Source organism: Rhizobium freirei PRF 81 (genome assembly GCF_000359745.1).
In the GTDB taxonomy this organism is placed as follows: Bacteria; Pseudomonadota; Alphaproteobacteria; order Rhizobiales; family Rhizobiaceae; genus Rhizobium; species Rhizobium freirei.
In genome coordinates this window covers 37,428-52,899 of the sequence record NZ_AQHN01000089.1, presented here as the reverse complement: position 1 = coordinate 52,899, position 15,472 = coordinate 37,428, and the positions used below count along the sequence as shown (strand labels likewise).

General features: G+C 62.0%; 14 protein-coding genes. 6 read left to right on the top strand and 8 right to left on the bottom strand.

The window, feature by feature from the left end:
• Positions 1–38: 38 nt before the first annotated feature.
• The 3 genes from RHSP_RS28030 to RHSP_RS28020 form a co-directional block, all read right to left on the bottom strand.
• Positions 39–956 carry an oxidoreductase gene (locus RHSP_RS28030; RefSeq protein WP_004126853.1) on the bottom strand — a complete coding sequence of 306 codons (918 nt, stop codon included), beginning with the start codon at positions 954–956 and terminating at the stop codon, positions 39–41.
• A gap of 48 nt (positions 957–1,004) precedes the next feature.
• The gene (locus RHSP_RS28025) at positions 1,005–1,574 is read right to left on the bottom strand and encodes a TetR/AcrR family transcriptional regulator (RefSeq protein WP_004126851.1); all 570 of its coding nucleotides are present in this window, start codon (positions 1,572–1,574) and stop codon (positions 1,005–1,007) included.
• A gap of 121 nt (positions 1,575–1,695) precedes the next feature.
• Positions 1,696–2,316: a TetR family transcriptional regulator gene (locus RHSP_RS28020; RefSeq protein ID WP_004126849.1), complete on the bottom strand. Its 621-nt coding sequence runs from the start codon at positions 2,314–2,316 to the stop codon at positions 1,696–1,698.
• A gap of 200 nt (positions 2,317–2,516) precedes the next feature.
• On the opposite strand from RHSP_RS28020, the gene RHSP_RS28015 reads away from it, so the two are divergent.
• Positions 2,517–3,686, top strand: a complete 1,170-nt coding sequence (locus RHSP_RS28015; RefSeq protein WP_037155013.1) for an efflux RND transporter periplasmic adaptor subunit — start codon at positions 2,517–2,519, stop codon at positions 3,684–3,686.
• Positions 3,686–6,844, top strand: coding sequence for an efflux RND transporter permease subunit (locus RHSP_RS28010; RefSeq protein WP_004126844.1), 3,159 nt, complete (start codon positions 3,686–3,688; stop codon positions 6,842–6,844). The genes RHSP_RS28015 and RHSP_RS28010 overlap by 1 nt, the downstream gene beginning before the upstream one ends.
• A 24-nt stretch (positions 6,845–6,868) precedes the next feature.
• Here RHSP_RS28010 and RHSP_RS28005 read toward each other — a convergent pair whose 3' ends face one another.
• The 3 genes from RHSP_RS28005 to RHSP_RS27995 form a co-directional block, all read right to left on the bottom strand.
• On the bottom strand, positions 6,869–7,276 hold the full coding sequence (locus RHSP_RS28005) for a type II toxin-antitoxin system VapC family toxin (protein ID WP_037155009.1): 408 nt from the start codon (positions 7,274–7,276) through the stop codon (positions 6,869–6,871).
• A gap of 1 nt (position 7,277) precedes the next feature.
• On the bottom strand, positions 7,278–7,511 hold the full coding sequence (locus tag RHSP_RS28000) for an AbrB/MazE/SpoVT family DNA-binding domain-containing protein (RefSeq protein WP_037155007.1): 234 nt from the start codon (positions 7,509–7,511) through the stop codon (positions 7,278–7,280).
• Between the two features lie 89 nt (positions 7,512–7,600).
• Positions 7,601–8,215, bottom strand: a complete 615-nt coding sequence (locus RHSP_RS27995) for a hypothetical protein (RefSeq protein WP_004126839.1) — start codon at positions 8,213–8,215, stop codon at positions 7,601–7,603.
• 312 nt (positions 8,216–8,527) lie between these two features.
• Between RHSP_RS27995 and RHSP_RS35230 the strand changes: the two genes are divergently transcribed.
• Positions 8,528–8,680, top strand: a complete 153-nt coding sequence (locus RHSP_RS35230) for a hypothetical protein (RefSeq protein ID WP_167332678.1) — start codon at positions 8,528–8,530, stop codon at positions 8,678–8,680.
• A 67-nt stretch (positions 8,681–8,747) separates the two neighbouring features.
• Here RHSP_RS35230 and hutC read toward each other — a convergent pair whose 3' ends face one another.
• Together hutC and RHSP_RS27985 are read right to left on the bottom strand one after the other, a co-directional pair.
• Positions 8,748–9,467, bottom strand: a complete 720-nt coding sequence (gene hutC, locus RHSP_RS27990) for a histidine utilization repressor (RefSeq protein WP_037155446.1) — start codon at positions 9,465–9,467, stop codon at positions 8,748–8,750.
• A gap of 82 nt (positions 9,468–9,549) precedes the next feature.
• A complete protein-coding gene (locus RHSP_RS27985; protein ID WP_004126835.1) occupies positions 9,550–10,893 on the bottom strand; it encodes a formimidoylglutamate deiminase in 1,344 nt (447 codons plus the stop codon).
• A gap of 101 nt (positions 10,894–10,994) precedes the next feature.
• Here RHSP_RS27985 and hutI point away from each other — a divergent pair, with 101 nt between their 5' ends.
• Genes hutI through hutU form a run of 3 tightly spaced genes read left to right on the top strand, consistent with a single transcriptional unit; the run spans position 10,995 to position 15,470 of the window.
• On the top strand, positions 10,995–12,251 hold the full coding sequence (gene hutI / locus RHSP_RS27980; protein ID WP_004126832.1) for an imidazolonepropionase: 1,257 nt from the start codon (positions 10,995–10,997) through the stop codon (positions 12,249–12,251).
• Positions 12,248–13,783 (top strand): histidine ammonia-lyase, encoded by a 1,536-nt coding sequence (hutH, locus tag RHSP_RS27975; protein ID WP_004126830.1) that lies wholly within the window; start codon positions 12,248–12,250, stop codon positions 13,781–13,783. Before hutI ends, hutH begins: the two co-directional genes overlap by 4 nt.
• Before the next feature lies 1 nt (position 13,784).
• On the top strand, positions 13,785–15,470 hold the full coding sequence (gene hutU, locus RHSP_RS27970) for a urocanate hydratase (RefSeq protein WP_004126828.1): 1,686 nt from the start codon (positions 13,785–13,787) through the stop codon (positions 15,468–15,470).
• Positions 15,471–15,472: the final 2 nt, after the last annotated feature.

The window sequence follows — 15,472 nt, the reverse complement described above, 5'->3', positions numbered from 1 at the left end:
AATCGTTCGATGGCGCGTCGCCGCCGCGCAGCTTGCCGTTAGGCAGGCGGCAGGCCGGGATCGATCCCTGTCATGGCGACGGACACGTCCCAGAGCCGTTTTGCAGCTGCCGCATCCTGTGCCCGTGCGGATCGGGAGGCCTTGCCGGAAACGCCTCTTATCTCGCGAAACCCCATTGGCCCATAGTAGTCGCCGGATGTCACCGGCGCCGTGGCTGCCTGCAGGGTCGGCCAGGCTCCCATCGCGGCGGTGTTGAGGAGCAACCTGGCGAGCGGCAGCAGAAGCTGGAGCGGTCCCAAATAGCGGCCCAGCTCCGTTGCGGCTGCTCCCGGATGGCAGCCGACCGCCGCAATCGGTGAGCCGGCGGCGCGAAGGCGGCGGTCCAGCTCGAAGAAGAACAAGGCGTTGGCCAGCTTGCTGGCCGCGTAGCGGCTGACGCGGCTGTAGCTTCTCTCAGCATTCAGATCATCCCAATCGATCTTCGCGTTCCGATGGGCGATGCTGGAGGTGACGACGACGCGAGACCCCTGCGTTTCAGCCAATTTAGGCAGGAGCAAAGAGGTCAGAGCGAAAGTGCCGAGATGGTTGACGCCGAGCTGGAGCTCGAAACCCTGCTTTGTGCGGGTCATCGGCGGGGTCATGACGCCGGCATTGTTGATGAGAACGTCGATGCGCGGTTCCAAGGCTGCCAGTTCAGCGGCAGCCTTGACGCTTGCGAGATCGGCCTGATCGAGCGGCAGAAAGGCAAGGTTCGCCTTTGGCGCTTGCTGCCTGATCGCCGCCATCGCGGTTTCGGCCTTTGCCTTGTCTCGACAAGCCAGCAGCACTCGTGCTCCGCGGGCTGCCAGCACGCGGGATGCCTCGAAGCCAATGCCGGTATTGGCGCCTGTGACGATGAAGCATTTTCCCGACTGGTTCGGGACATTGGCTTCGGTGAAACCGTGCGATCTTGACATGGTGATGCCTTTCTATTGAGTGAGTACACGCTCATTTTTTGAGGAAAATTAAGCGGCGATGCCTTTCCAGAAGAGGTCGAAGCCTGCCTCGCTGAAATGCTTGTGGTTCGCTGGGCTCGCTTCGATGGCCTCGATCGCGATATCGGCCAGCCCGAAGAGGACCGTCTCGATATAGAAGGAGGCACGCTCGGGATCGATATGTCCGGAAAGATACCGATCGACCATTTCACGCGCATCGCGAAACATGGCCTCGCAGCGACGCTGGCTCTCGATGCTGATACGATCCGATACCTTGAGCTGGCGCATCGCCTTGCGCCATATCGGATTTGCCAATCCCCAATCGATGAGCCGGTTCCATATGTCTTGGATGCGCTGGCGCGGTCCGCCTTCATCGGGATAGGGGGCCGTCATGACCTCGGCAAGATCGGTTTCGATCTCGACGAATAGCTGGTTCAGGAGATCGTCTTTCGTTGCGAAATAGGTGAACAGCGTTCCTTCCGCGACATTGGCAGCCTGAGCGATCTTTGCGGTGGATGCGCCGGTGCCCAGCATTGCGACCAATTCGGCGGCGGATGCCAAAAGAGCCTGTCGTTTTTCTTCGCTGAGCGGGCGGGCCATGATTTTCCGTGATTGATGAGCGCGTGGTCACTCATTTATATAATTGCGAGCCGCTGTGCGTCAAGAGGCGCCCCGCGACCACGGGATCGCCGACCTCCAGGACATCGAAGCTCGTCGCGCTTTATGGCGCCATCCGTCGCATGGAGCCGACGAGGCTGCGGATCAACCTCTCGCCGATATCGACCAGCAAAAAGGATTTGTCGGATCTGAGCCATTCGGCGAGCAGACCATTCATGGAACACTGAATGGCGCGGGCTGCAGCATCGGGGGTCCATAGCGGCGCAAGTGTGTTCTGCTGGTCGGCCATCTCGATCAGCCGCTGCAGCTTACCGAACATCTGCTGGTTGGCGGTCACTATCCTCTGGGCGGCATCCGAACGGTGCTTGGTGAATTCGCAGCCGAGGATCATGATGGCGAAGACCTGCTGCAGGTGCTCGTCCTTGACAAGGTTCTCAAGGACTTGGACCGTGCCCTGCTCGATCAGTCCGAGCGGATCGTCATGGCCGTGCTCGATCGCATAGTCGACGATGGTTTCCTGCGGCAGACGGATTTCGCTGTGCAACGCCGTCAGGACCTCGGCCTTGTCCTTGAAATGCCAATAGATCGCGCCGCGCGTTACGCCGGCGCGCTGGGCGATCTTTTCGAGACTGGAGCCACTGACGCCGTTTTCATAGAAAATGTCGGCGGCCGCAGCCAGAACTTCGTCTCTCGTTTTGGCGGCATCTTCCTTGGTTCTGCGCATGTTCCTCCTTGAAGTTTCCGGGAGACGAAGGGGGTATTTCGTCTCAGTCATATGTTTGATTTTATATCTTAATATCCAAAACCCGCATGTGGTTCCCGATACCGGTCAGAAAAGTCACGTCGATTTTATATTTACAATCATTCATGAATGTTTGTATATTGCGCTGCAATAAAAATGTCGAATCTCACGGTGATTTTTCCATGACGACGCATAAATCTCCCCTTCTGCGCACCGGTTTCGTCGCTGCCGGGCTGCTGTTTTTCTGCGCATCTTCCTCCCCCGCGCAGCAGGCCGGACAGATGCCGCCGCCGCAGGTCACGGCTATCGACGTCAAGCCGCAGACCGTGGCGCTCTCTTATGAATATGCTGCGCGCATCTCGGCCTTTAGGCAAGTCGACGTACGGGCCCGCGTCGGCGGTATCCTGTTGAAAAGAAACTTTATCGAAGGCGCCGAAGTGAAGGCAGGCGACGTGCTCTTCCTGATCGATCCCGCCTCCTACCAGGCAGCACTCGCACAGGCGAAGGCCCAGCTTCAGCAAGCACAGGCGCAGCTCCAGCAGGCACAGCGCGAAGAAAAGCGCAACATCAATCTCTTCGAGCAGAACGCCGCGACGCAGAAGGCTCGCGACGACGCGATTTCGACGCGCCAGCTGGCGGAAGCATCGGTCGCCGCCGCTGAGGCCCAGGTTCAGACGGCGCAGCTCAACCTCGACTATACCAAGGTCACGGCGCCTGTCGGCGGCATTACCAGCCTGGAGCAGGTTTCCGAAGGCAGCCTGATCGGCACGACGGGCGATAGCGGCCTGCTCACCAGCATCACGCAGCTCGATCCGGTCTACGTCAACTTCTCCTTCTCGGATGCGGAGGCGGCGGAAGTACGCCGGCTGATCGACATGAAGAAGGCCAAGGGCGAAGCGCCCAATCTCGGCGTCAAGATCTCCTTCGGCGACGGCACCGGCTACGATCATGACGGCATCGTCGACTTCACCTCCTCCACGATCGATGTGTCGACCGGCACGCTGCAGGCGCGCGCCGTGGTCGACAATCCGCAGCGCCGGCTGCTGCCGGGCCAGTTCGTTCGGGCGAAGGTGACGGGCGTGTCGCTCGACAACGCCATCACCATCCCGGAAGTGGCGCTGATGCAGAGCCCGCAAGGGCAGTTCGTCTATACGATCGACCAGGAAGGCAAGGCGCACATCAACCCGGTGACGCTCGGCCAGAAGATCGGCAACAGCTGGCTCGTGCTGTCCGGCCTCAAGGCCGGCGACAGGCTGATCACCGAAGGCATCATCAAGGTGCGCCCCGGTGCGCCGGTGCAGGCGACGGCGGATGCAACGTCTAAGGACGCGAAGAAGGTGGCGCAGAACTGATGTTAGGCAACAGATTCTTTATCGACCGCCCCGTTTTCGCGGCGGTGATCTCGATCGTCATCCTGCTTGCAGGCGCCGTCTGCCTGCGCATCCTGCCGATCGCGCAATATCCAGAGCTGACGCCGCCGCAGGTGGTCGTGACCGCGACCTATCCTGGCGCCAGCGCCGAGACTGTGGCGCAGACCGTTGCCGCTCCGCTGGAGCAGCAGATCAACGGCGTCGAAAACATGCTCTACATGCAGTCGACGAACTCCAATAGCGGCGCGATGCAGATTACTGTGACCTTCGCGCTCGGCACGGATCCGGACCAGGCGGCGATCAACGTCAACAACCGCGTTCAGCGTGCGGTCTCGACGCTGCCGCAGGACGTGACGCGATTGGGCGTCGTCGTTACCAAGCGTTCGACGTCGATCCTCGGCTTCGTGGCGATGTATTCCACCGACAGCCGCTATGACCGCACCTATGTCGGCAATTATGCGCTTCTGAACGTCATCGACGATCTCAAGCGCATTCCGGGTATCGGCGATGTCAACCTGCTTGGCGATGTCGACTATTCGATGCGTATCTGGCTGCGGCCGGACAAGCTGGCGCAGTACAATCTGACGCCGAGCGATGTCGCGACCGCAATCCGGGAGCAGAACTCCCAGTTCGCCGCCGGCCGTTTCGGCGACCAGCCCAGCAACAATCCGCAGGCCTTCACCTATACCGTGACGACGCAAGGGCGCCTGCCCGATGTCGACGCCTTCGGCGAAATCATCCTGCGCTCGACGGCCAATGCCGCAACGCTCCGGCTGAAGGACGTGGCGCGCATCGAACTCGGCACCAAGAGCTATTCGGTGCAGAGCAGCCTGAACGGCACGCCGGCGGTTCCGATCGCCGTCTATCTGCAGCCGGGCGCCAATGCCTTGAATACGATGGCGGCACTCAAGTCGCGTCTCGACGAGCTGCAAAAGTCGTTCCCGCACGGCGTTGCCTACGAGGTTCCCTATGACACGACGAAGTTCATCCAGGTGTCGATCGAGGAGGTGGTACATACCTTCATCGAGGCGATCCTTCTCGTCGTCATCGTCGTCTTCGTCTTCCTGCAGAACTGGCGGGCGACGCTGATCCCGATCATCGCCGTGCCGATCTCGATCATCGGCACCTTCGCCGGCATGTATCTGCTCGGCTTCTCGATCAACCTTCTGACGCTGTTCGGCCTCGTGCTGGCGATCGGTATCGTGGTGGATGACGCCATCGTCGTGCTTGAAAACGTCGAGCGCCTGATGGCGACGGAGAAGCTGTCGCCGAAAAAAGCTGCCATCAAGGCAATGGGCGAAGTGACCGGCCCCGTCATCGCTATCGTGCTGGTGCTCTGCGCCGTGTTCATCCCGGTCTCCTTCATGGGCGGGCTGGCGGGCCAGATGTACAAGCAGTTCGCCGTCACGATCGCGATCTCGGTCATCCTGTCCGGTATCGTGGCGCTGACGCTGACCCCTGCACTCTGCGCGCTGATCCTGAAGCCCGGCCATCATGAGCCGATCCTGCCTTTCCGCATCTTCAACCGCGCCTTCGACCGGTTGACGGCGGGCTACGCGGCCGGCGTCGCCTTCTTCCTGAAGCGCGTCATCATCGGCTGCGTGCTGGTTGCCGGCCTGATCGGCGTGACCGGCTATCTCTTCTATACGCTGCCGGGATCGCTGGTGCCGGATGAAGACCAGGGTTCGCTGTTCCAGATCGCCATCCTGCCGCCTGCTGCGTCGCTCACGCGCACGCAGGCCGTCATGGACGAGGCGCTGGTCAACACCAAGAAACTGCCGGCCGTCGAAAACGTCTTTGCGGTTTCGGGCTTCGACCTTCTGTCGGGCGGCCTGAAGAGCAGCGCCGGCGTCGCCTTCGTGACGCTGAAGGACTGGAGCGAGCGCAAGACGCCGGAGCTCGATGCCCGCAATCTCGCAGGGCCGATTATCGGCGCCAACATGGGCATCAAGGATGCCATGGTGCTTGCCTTCAATCCGCCGCCGATCATGGGTCTTTCGACGACGGGCGGCTTCGAAGTCTACCTGCAGGATCGCAGCGGCAAGGGCGTGGCGGGTCTTTCGGACCAGGCGCAGAAGCTTGTGGCGGCTGCCTCCAAGCGGCCGGAGCTTGCAGGTGTGCGCACGACGCTCGACACCAACGTTCCGCAGTTCCGCGCCGATCTCGACCGCGAGAAGGCGAAGGCGCTCGGCGTGCCGATCAACTCGGTCTTCGATGCCATGCAGGCGACCTTTGGCAGTCTCTACGTGAATGACTTCACGCTCTACGGCCGTAACTACCAGGTGAACCTGCAGTCGGAGGCACCCTTCCGCGAATCGCCCGACGATCTGCGTCAGGTCTTCGTGCGCTCTGACAGCGGCAAGATGATCCCGCTCGACACGCTCATCAAGGTGTCGCGCGTCATCGGGCCGGACCAGCTCGAACGCTACAACGCCTTCAATGCCGCCAAGATCACCGGCAATCCGGCGCCCGGCTATACGTCAGGTGATGCAATCAAGGCCATGCAGCAGGTGGCGGCCGAAAGCTTGCCGGAGGGATTCCAGATCGCCTGGACGGGCTCGGCCTACCAGGAACTGGAAACCAGCGGCGCGGGTACGCAGGCGATGGTCTTCGGCATCATCATGGTGTTCCTGATCCTTGCCGCGCAGTATGAAAAGTGGAGCCTGCCGCTCGCCGTCATCACCGCGATCCCCTTCGCGCTGTTCGGTGCGCTGCTTGCCACCTATCTGCGCGGGCTCACCAACGACGTCTACTTCCAGATCGGCATGGTGACGCTGATCGGCCTAGCGGCGAAGAACGCCATCCTCATCGTCGAGTTCGCGGTGCTGAAGCGCAAGGAAGGCATGAGTGCGGCGGAAGCAGCACTCGAGGCGGCGCGGCTGCGCTTCCGCCCGATCGTCATGACCTCGCTCGCCTTCATTCTCGGCGTCGTGCCGCTGGCCATCAGCAGCGGCGCGGGTTCGGCCAGCCGCCATGCCATCGGCACCGGCGTCATCGGCGGCATGCTGGCGGCGACCTTTATCGCCACCTTCTTCATCCCGATGTTCTACCGCCTGATCGCCTGGAAACAGCCGAAGCCGGACGAGGATGACGAGGACGAAGCGATCGAGCATCGTCCGCATGCGCAGGCGGCGGAGTAGGGTTTCCTGCTCTGTCCGTCCGCCTCAGCTTTCCTGCGGGCCGATGAGGGTGACGGACCGGAAATAGGTCCGAAAGCGCTTCGTATCGCGCGTCAGGAGGGATAGGCCGCTGACGGCCGCATGGGCGCCAATGAAGAAATCGGGCAGGACGCCGCCACGCGTCCCGCCCGATTTTCTATATTGGGCGAAAACCTTGGCGGCGAGGAAAAGCGCCTCCCGCGGTATCGGCTCGATGCGGAGACCGGTCTCGGCAAGCATCTCGTCGAGATCTTCGATCCTGTCGTAACGCACGGATATCTCGGCATAGACGACGTCATTGATACACAATGGGCCGAGAAGGCTCGCGGCGTCGAGCTGCGCGAGTGACCAGTCGCACCACATAGGGTCGTTCGTGATGATATCCAGCAATATGTTGGAATCGACGAAGATCACCTCAGTCGTCGCCGCGCGTCAAAGCCATGATTTCGTCCGTGGTCATTCCTTTTCCGGCATGACCACGGAATTTGGTAAATCGGCTCGTCTGCTTCTGTGCATTCACCGGGACGACGACGATATTGCCATCGGGCATGCGGCGAAAATCGACCTGGCTGCCAGGACCTATTCCGAGCATGTCGCGGACGGCCTTCGGAATCGTGACCTGTCCTTTTGCCGTTACGGTCGTGCTCATCCATTCCTCGGTAATAATCTCTGAAATAGAGGTATTACTTTTACGGGCCGAGTTCAAGGTTGTCAGGCTGTCCGCTACTCCCGCAACGATCACATCGGCGGCGTGGTGCCGTTGAGGCCGACGGCGACGCGGTTGGCCGATACCGTCGAGTCGCCGCTCCGCTCGCCGGTGATGAAGACGCCGGCGCCGGGTTTGAGGTCGTTTTTCGTGGCTGCCGCCAAAGTTACGACCGGTGTGCCCTTGGGAATGTTGATCTTGCGCTCGCCACCCTTGTAGGTAAGCGTCAATGTCGGGCCGTTGACCGAGGTCACGGCATTGGCGACCGTGGCATTGGTCATCGAGCCGTTCGGCGCCGAATCCCAGGGGCGGTCTCCTTCGCCGGTTCCCTTCATCGAGGCGGGGAAGATGACGACTTCTATGGCGCCGTTGATGCCGCTGCTTGTCGGTTGCGATGCGATGCCGACGAAATCGCCGGGCTTGATGTCGCTGACCGCGGCCTGGACGACGCCATCGACTTGCCAGCCGGATTTCAGTGCGACCGTCACATCATCGCCGTCGCGGGACTTGACCTTGAGCGTATAGCCATCGAGGCTCTCCACGGTGCCGCGCACTTTCACGCGCTCGGCGGCATCAACGCTTTGCAGCGCTGCAAGCATGGCGAAGGAGAGCGTCAGCGCGCTCGCGATCAGACGTTTGCAATGCATTGGCAGTGTCTCCGTTAAGATATCGGCCGAGCGATATGCCGGTCGTTCTTGATCGAGTGTTGGAGCTGACCGGCAGTGGGCCGGGTAATGGGCCTGCGGCCATCTGCGCCGCGATCCTATGCGCCGCTTACCTCATTCGCCATTCAAACAAGCGTGAGATGGCCGTTTCGGCCGGACAGGCCAAAAAATCCTGGAAAAGAACAGGCATTTCCCGGAACATTAGTCATTGCTTAACGTTTATCGCTAGACTGCGCTGGTTATCTCGAATTCCCTATCGCGCGTTGCGCTGGGCTGGGGAGATTGGAGAACGAAATGACCGCGATTCGTCCGCTTCTGATCGGAATTATCTTGATTCTGTCACTGGTGCTGATTGCGCTCAGTATTCTGCTGGTCGACCCCGTCCAGCCTATTCATCAATCCGAAAGTCTCATCCCGCCGCCGACCGAGTCTCCGCAGCGTCCCTAGAGCAATTCCCAGGAAAAGCGCTGAGCGCCTTTCTCTGGGGAATCCCGCGAAGACAGTAGATCCGCCGTTAGCTTGCAGGCGTAAAGCGCGCCACAAGGCTATGGCGATCACCGGGATAGGTGAGGCGGACATGGGTTATCGGGCCTGAGGGACTCCATGTGCGTCTTTCGACCACGAGGCAGGCCGTGCCTTTGGCGACGTCGAGGCTCGCAGCTGCCTCGCCCTCCGCGGATATGGCGCGGATTTGATGTTCGGCGGTGCTCCAGGGCACCTGATTGATCAGCCAGGGACCCGGCGGCAGGCTTGCGAAGTCGGCATTGGCTGCCTCCGGCACGGCATCGAGATTGATGACGCGATCTTCCAGACAGAAGGGGCGCGAGCCGGCATAGTGGATGCAGGTGATTTCGAGCACGGTAACCGGGCCGGCAAATTGCAGGCGGCGCGAGTCTTCCGAGCGGCCGCGCCGCTCGGCCAGTTTCATAAGCTTGTGCGAATAGGGCAGGTTGAGCGACAGGATTTCCGACTTGATGTCGTGGATTTCCAGGATCGCCGATTGCGCCTGCGGATGGGTGACGAAGCTGCCCGAGCGCTTTCGCCGCTCGATCAGCCCGGCACGGGCAAGCTGGGTCAGCACCTTGTTCACCGTCATGCGCGAACAGTCGTACTGCTCCGCAAGAGCCAGCTCGAAGGGAATGCGATGACCGGGCGGCCAAGCGCCAGAGACGATCTGGTTCTCGATATCGCTCAGGATCCGCTGATGCAGTGTCGCCTCTTTGCCTGTGGCCATGCTGCCCATCTTTCCGTGTGAGACATGGATTCCTCCCGAAGCACTTCATTAAGGATCAATCGGCAGGAGGAAAAGCAGTTTCTTAGCCGATGAGTTCGCCCATCGCCCGAAGGAAACGTGCGGAGATCGCCTCCCTCTTCCGGTGACGGCCGCCTTCGACCTGCTTGCGGCCCAAAGCCCAAACGCCGTCGATCTTGACGCCGCCGGCAAAGGTCCAGTGGTCGAGAATACGGTCGTCGGAGAGGTAAGGCACGGCGCTTGTGTCGAGCGAAACGATGTCGGCATGGTTGCCGACTGCAAGCCCTGCCTTGGCCCTCAGCGCCGTACCGCCGCCCACTAGCGCGCCGTCGAACAGCATACGTGCCGTCGAACCGCCGGTCGAAGCGATGACATTGCGGGCGCGCAGCGCCAGACGCTGCGAATATTCGAGCTGCCGCAGCTCTTCCGGCACTGAAATCAGAATATTGGAGTCCGAGCCGACGCCATAGTGACCGCCTTCCTCCAGGAAGAGGGGCGCTGGGAAGACGCCGTCGCCGAGATTGGCTTCGGTGATCGGGCAGAGGCCGGCAATGGCGCCGCTCTTTGCCATGCGCCGGGTTTCATCCTCGGTCATATGCGTGGCGTGGATCAGGCACCAGCGGCTATCGACGGGGGCGTGATCGAGCAACCATTGCACCGGCCGCGCACCCGACCAGGCAATGCAGTCTTCCACTTCCTTCACCTGCTCGGCGACGTGGATATGGATCGGCCCGTCGCCGGCCATCGGCACTAGCTTTGCCAATTCTTCGGGCGTAACCGCGCGCAGGCTGTGCGGCGCGATGCCGAGTTCGGCGCCGGGCAGGCGGCTCGTCGCCGTGCGGCAGCCGGCCATCAGCGCCTCGAAGCTTTCGAGCGAGTTGATGAAGCGGCGCTGGCCTTCGATGGGCGCTGCGCCGCCGAAGCCGGAATGGGCGTAGAAGACGGGCAACAGCGTCAGCGCAATGCCGGTTTCGGCGGTGGCGGCGCCGATACGCTCGGCCAGTTCGGCGATATTGGCATAGGGACTGCCGTCCTTATCATGATGCAGGTAGTGGAACTCGCCGACGCGGGAGAAACCGGCTTCGAGCATCTCCATATAGAGCTGCGCGGCGACCGCCTCGACATGGTCGGGGGTCATCGACAGGGCGAACTTGTACATGACGGTGCGCCAGCTCCAGAAGCTGTCGTTTGCCGGGCCGCGGACTTCGGCAAGGCCGGCCATGGCGCGCTGGAAGGCATGGCTGTGCAGGTTCGGCACCGCGGGCACGAGCATATCCTGCCTATCGTCGCCGGCTTCGGGCGCGACGCCCGTCGCGATGTCGGCGATGCGGCCGTCCTTAAGGGTCAATCGCACATTCTCGTGCCATCCGTCGCCAAGCAATGCCGTGCGTGCATGAAGTGTCGTCATGGTCTCACCCTTTCCTTTTGAGCAGAGAGTCCAAAATCCCTCTTGCCAGCCTTTTTAATATGTATATACATTATGAGCCAACGAGGAAAGGCGTAAAGCTGATGGGCGGGAACAATTTTTCCGAAGATGGCAAGGAAAATGCGGCGGCAAGCCGCGTATGGCGCAATGCGCGTCTCGCAACTCTGGTGGAGGGCGAGAGCCGGCTCGGCCTGATCGAGAAGGGCGCCATCCTGAGCAAAGGCGGTCGCATCGTCTTTGCCGGCAATGAGGTCGATTTGCCCGATACCTCCGGTGCCGAAAGCATCGATCTCGAGGGCCGCTGGGTTACGCCTGGCCTCGTCGATTGTCACACGCATATCGTCTATGGCGGCAATCGCGCCCGCGAATTCGAAATGCGGCTGGAAGGTGCGAGCTACGAGGAAATCGCCCGCGCCGGCGGCGGCATCGTCTCGTCCGTGAACGCGACCCGCGCGCTGTCGGTCGACGAACTCGTCGCCGTGGCGCTGCCGCGCCTCGACACGCTGCTGGCCGAAGGCGTCACCACCATCGAGGTGAAGTCGGGCTACGGCCTCAACATCCCATCCGAACTGAAGATGCTGCAAGCGGCGCGCAAACTGGAGACGGTCCGTCCCGTTCGCGTCGTCACGTCCTATCTCGGCGCCCATGCCACTCCGGCAGAATACAAGGGTCGCAACGGCGACTATATAAGTGATGTCGTACTGCCCGGCCTGAGCCAGGCGCATGCCGAAGGCCTCGTCGATGCCGTCGACGGCTTCTGCGAAGGGATTGCCTTCTCGACGGCGGAAATCGCCCGGGTCTTCGATCTTGCCAAATCGCTCGGCATTCCGGTGAAGCTGCATGCGGAGCAACTCTCCAATCTCGGCGGCGCCAAGCTTGCCGCCTCCTATGGCGCGTTATCGGCCGATCATATCGAATATCTCGACGAGGACGGCGTCAGGGCGATGGCTGCGGCCGGGACCGTTGCCGTGCTGCTGCCGGGGGCTTTCTATGCTATCAATGAGAAGCAGAAGCCGCCGGTCAAGGCGCTCCGTGAAGCGGGCGTTTCGATCGCCGTTGCCACAGACTGCAATCCCGGCACTTCGCCGCTGACCTCGATGCTGCTGACCATGAATATGGCTGCCACCCTTTTTGGCCTGACGGTTGAGGAATGCATCGCCGGCGCCACCCGCGAAGGCGCACGCGCCCTCGGGTTGCTGTCCGAGACCGGTACGCTCGAGGCCGGAAAGTCGGCCGATTTTGCCATCTGGGATGTCGAAAGCCTGGCGGAGCTTGTCTACCGCATCGGCTTCAATCCCCTTCATGCCCATGTTTTCAAGGGAAAAAGGTTCAACCGATGACTATCGTTCTCCATCCGGGTTCCGTATCGCTGCAGCAACTGGCGGCGATCTACTGGACCGGCGAGCCGGCGAGGCTTGATGCTTCCTTCGATGCCGGTATTGCCAAGGCGGCTGCCCGCATCGCAGAAATTGCGGCCGGCAATGCGCCTGTTTACGGCATCAACACCGGCTTCGGCAAACTGGCGTCCATCAAGATCGACAGCGCCGATGTCGCCACGCTGCAGCGCAACCTCATCCTCTCGCATTGCTGCGGCATCGGCCAGCCTCTGCCGGAGAATGTCGTTCGCCTGATCATGTCGCTGAAGCTGGTTTCGCTCGGCCGCGGCGCCTCGGGCGTGCGGCTGGAGCTCGTGCGGCTGATCGAAGGCATGCTTGAAAAGGGTGTTGTGCCCTTTATCCCTGAAAAGGGTTCAGTCGGCGCATCGGGCGATCTCGCACCGCTCGCCCATATGACCGCCGTCATGATGGGTCATGGCGAAGCCTTTTATGCCGGCGAACAGCTTTCCGGCGCAGCAGCGCTCGAAAAGGCCGGCCTGAAGCCGGTCGTGCTTGCCGCCAAGGAAGGGCTTGCGCTGATCAATGGCACGCAGGTGTCGACCGGTCTTGCGCTTGCCGGCCTCTTCCGCGCCCATCGTGCAGCTCAGGCAGCCCTCATCACCGGCGCCATGTCGACGGATGCGGCCATGGGCTCTTCCGCCCCGTTTCATCCCGACATTCATACGCTGCGCGGCCATAAGGGCCAGATCGATACCGCCGCTGCCCTTCGCGGCCTGCTCGCTGGCTCCGTGATCCGCGAAAGCCATATCGAAGGCGATGAGCGCGTGCAGGATCCTTATTGCATCCGCTGCCAGCCGCAGGTGGACGGCGCCTGCCTCGATCTTCTGCGTTCGGTCGGACGCACGCTCGAAATCGAAGCCAACGCCGTCACCGACAATCCGCTGGTGCTCTCGGACAATTCCGTCGTTTCCGGCGGTAATTTCCATGCGGAGCCAGTTGCCTTTGCCGCCGACCAGATCGCCATCGCCGTTTGTGAAATCGGTGCGATCGCGCAGCGCCGCATCGCGCTGCTCGTCGACCCGGCGCTCAGCTACGGCCTGCCGGCATTCCTGGCGAAGAAGCCTGGCCTGAACTCCGGCCTGATGATTGCCGAAGTGACCTCGGCGGCGCTGATGTCCGAAAACAAGCAGATGTCGCATCCGGCCTCTGTGGACTCGACGCCGACCTCGGCCAACCAGGAAGACCATGTCTCCATGGCCTGCCATGGTGCCCGCCGCCTGTTGCAGATGACCGAAAATCTCTTCGGCATCATCGGCATCGAGGCGCTGACGGCCGCCCAGGGTGTGGAACTGCGTGCACCGCTGACCACCAGCCCGGAACTGAAGCTTGCCATTGCCGCCATCCGCGCGGTCGTCCCCTCGCTGGAGCTGGACCGCTACATGGCAAACGACCTCAAGGCCGCCAGCGAGCTTATCGGCTCCGGCGCCCTCAATGCCTCGATTTCAACCGACATCCTGCCTTCCTTGGAGATGTGACATGACCAACCCACGCCATAATATCCGCGAAATCCGTGCTCCTCGCGGCCCGGAGCTCAATGCCAAGAGCTGGCTGACTGAAGCGCCGCTGCGCATGCTGATGAACAATCTCGATCCGGACGTTGCGGAGAACCCGAACGAGCTCGTCGTCTATGGCGGCATCGGCCGCGCCGCCCGCACCTGGGACGATTTCGACCGCATCGCAGCGACGCTGAAGACGCTCAACGAAGACGAGACGCTGCTGGTGCAGTCCGGCAAGCCGGTCGCCGTGTTCCGCACCCACAAGGATGCGCCGCGCGTGCTGATTGCCAATTCCAACCTCGTGCCGCACTGGGCGACCTGGGATCACTTCAACGAGCTGGATAAGAAGGGTCTTGCCATGTATGGCCAGATGACGGCCGGCTCGTGGATCTATATCGGCACGCAGGGCATCGTGCAGGGCACCTACGAGACCTTCGTCGAGGCTGGCCGCCAGCACTATAACGGCAACCTGACGGGCAAGTGGATCCTGACCGGCGGTCTCGGCGGCATGGGCGGCGCACAGCCGCTGGCGGCCGTCATGGCCGGCGCCTGCTGCCTCGCTGTCGAGAGCGACGAAACCCGCATCGATTTCCGTCTGCGCACCCGTTACGTCGACGAGAAGGCATCGAGCCTCGACGAAGCGCTTGCCCTGATCGACAAGTGGACGAAGGCCGGCGAAGCCAAGTCCGTCGGCCTGCTCGGCAACGCCGCCGAAATCTTCCCCGAGCTGGTAAAGCGCATGAAGGCCGGCGGTCCGCGCCCGGATATCGTCACCGACCAGACCTCCGCCCACGACCCGCTGAACGGCTATCTGCCGGCCGGCTGGACCGTTGCCGAACACAGGGCCAAGCGCGAGAGCGATCCGAAAGCCGTTGAAGCTGCCGCCCGCGCCTCGATGAAGGTGCATGTCGAAGCCATGGTCGACTTCTGGAACGCCGGCGTGCCGACGCTCGACTACGGCAACAACATCCGCCAGGTCGCCAAGGACGAAGGTTTTGAAAACGCCTTCGCCTTCCCGGGCTTCGTGCCCGCCTATATCCGTCCGCTCTTCTGCCGCGGCATCGGTCCCTTCCGTTGGGCTGCTCTCTCGGGTGATCCGGAAGATATCTACAAGACCGATGCCAAGGTGAAGGAACTCACCCCCGGCAATACCCACCTGCACAACTGGCTGGACATGGCGCGCGAGCGCATCGCCTTCCAGGGCCTGCCGGCACGCATTTGCTGGGTTGGTCTCGGCGATCGTCACCGCCTCGGTCTCGCCTTCAACGAAATGGTCAGGAACGGCGAGCTGAAGGCTCCCGTCGTCATCGGCCGTGACCATCTCGACTCCGGCTCGGTCGCTTCGCCGAACCGCGAGACGGAAGCCATGAAGGACGGCTCGGACGCCGTGTCCGACTGGCCGCTGCTCAACGCGTTGCTCAACACGGCATCGGGCGCTACCTGGGTATCGCTGCATCACGGCGGCGGCGTCGGCATGGGCTTCAGCCAGCATTCCGGCATGGTCATCTGCGCAGACGGCACGGATGATGCGGCCAAGCGCCTGGAACGCGTCCTCTGGAACGACCCGGCAACCGGCGTCATGCGCCATGCCGATGCCGGCTACGACATCGCGCTTGATTGGGCCAAGCAGCAGGGCCTGCGCCTGCCGGCCATCCTGGGGAACTAAGG

What these genes read in the sequence shown, in the direction of transcription:
- RHSP_RS28020 (WP_004126849.1), bottom strand. Translation starts at nt 2,316, where the DNA reads ATGCGCAGAACCAAGGAAGATGCCGCCAAAACGAGAGACGAAGTTCTG.
- RHSP_RS28000 (WP_037155007.1), bottom strand. Translation starts at nt 7,511, where the DNA reads ATGAGCACGACCGTAACGGCAAAAGGACAGGTCACGATTCCGAAGGCC.
- RHSP_RS27985 (WP_004126835.1), bottom strand. Translation starts at nt 10,893, where the DNA reads ATGACGACACTTCATGCACGCACGGCATTGCTTGGCGACGGATGGCAC.
- RHSP_RS28030 (WP_004126853.1), bottom strand. Translation starts at nt 956, where the DNA reads ATGTCAAGATCGCACGGTTTCACCGAAGCCAATGTCCCGAACCAGTCG.
- hutC (WP_037155446.1), bottom strand. Translation starts at nt 9,467, where the DNA reads ATGGCCACAGGCAAAGAGGCGACACTGCATCAGCGGATCCTGAGCGAT.
- RHSP_RS28010 (WP_004126844.1), top strand. Translation starts at nt 3,686, where the DNA reads ATGTTAGGCAACAGATTCTTTATCGACCGCCCCGTTTTCGCGGCGGTG.
- RHSP_RS27995 (WP_004126839.1), bottom strand. Translation starts at nt 8,215, where the DNA reads ATGCATTGCAAACGTCTGATCGCGAGCGCGCTGACGCTCTCCTTCGCC.
- RHSP_RS28025 (WP_004126851.1), bottom strand. Translation starts at nt 1,574, where the DNA reads ATGGCCCGCCCGCTCAGCGAAGAAAAACGACAGGCTCTTTTGGCATCC.
- hutI (WP_004126832.1), top strand. Translation starts at nt 10,995, where the DNA reads ATGGGCGGGAACAATTTTTCCGAAGATGGCAAGGAAAATGCGGCGGCA.
- RHSP_RS28015 (WP_037155013.1), top strand. Translation starts at nt 2,517, where the DNA reads ATGACGACGCATAAATCTCCCCTTCTGCGCACCGGTTTCGTCGCTGCC.
- RHSP_RS35230 (WP_167332678.1), top strand. Translation starts at nt 8,528, where the DNA reads ATGACCGCGATTCGTCCGCTTCTGATCGGAATTATCTTGATTCTGTCA.
- hutU (WP_004126828.1), top strand. Translation starts at nt 13,785, where the DNA reads ATGACCAACCCACGCCATAATATCCGCGAAATCCGTGCTCCTCGCGGC.
- hutH (WP_004126830.1), top strand. Translation starts at nt 12,248, where the DNA reads ATGACTATCGTTCTCCATCCGGGTTCCGTATCGCTGCAGCAACTGGCG.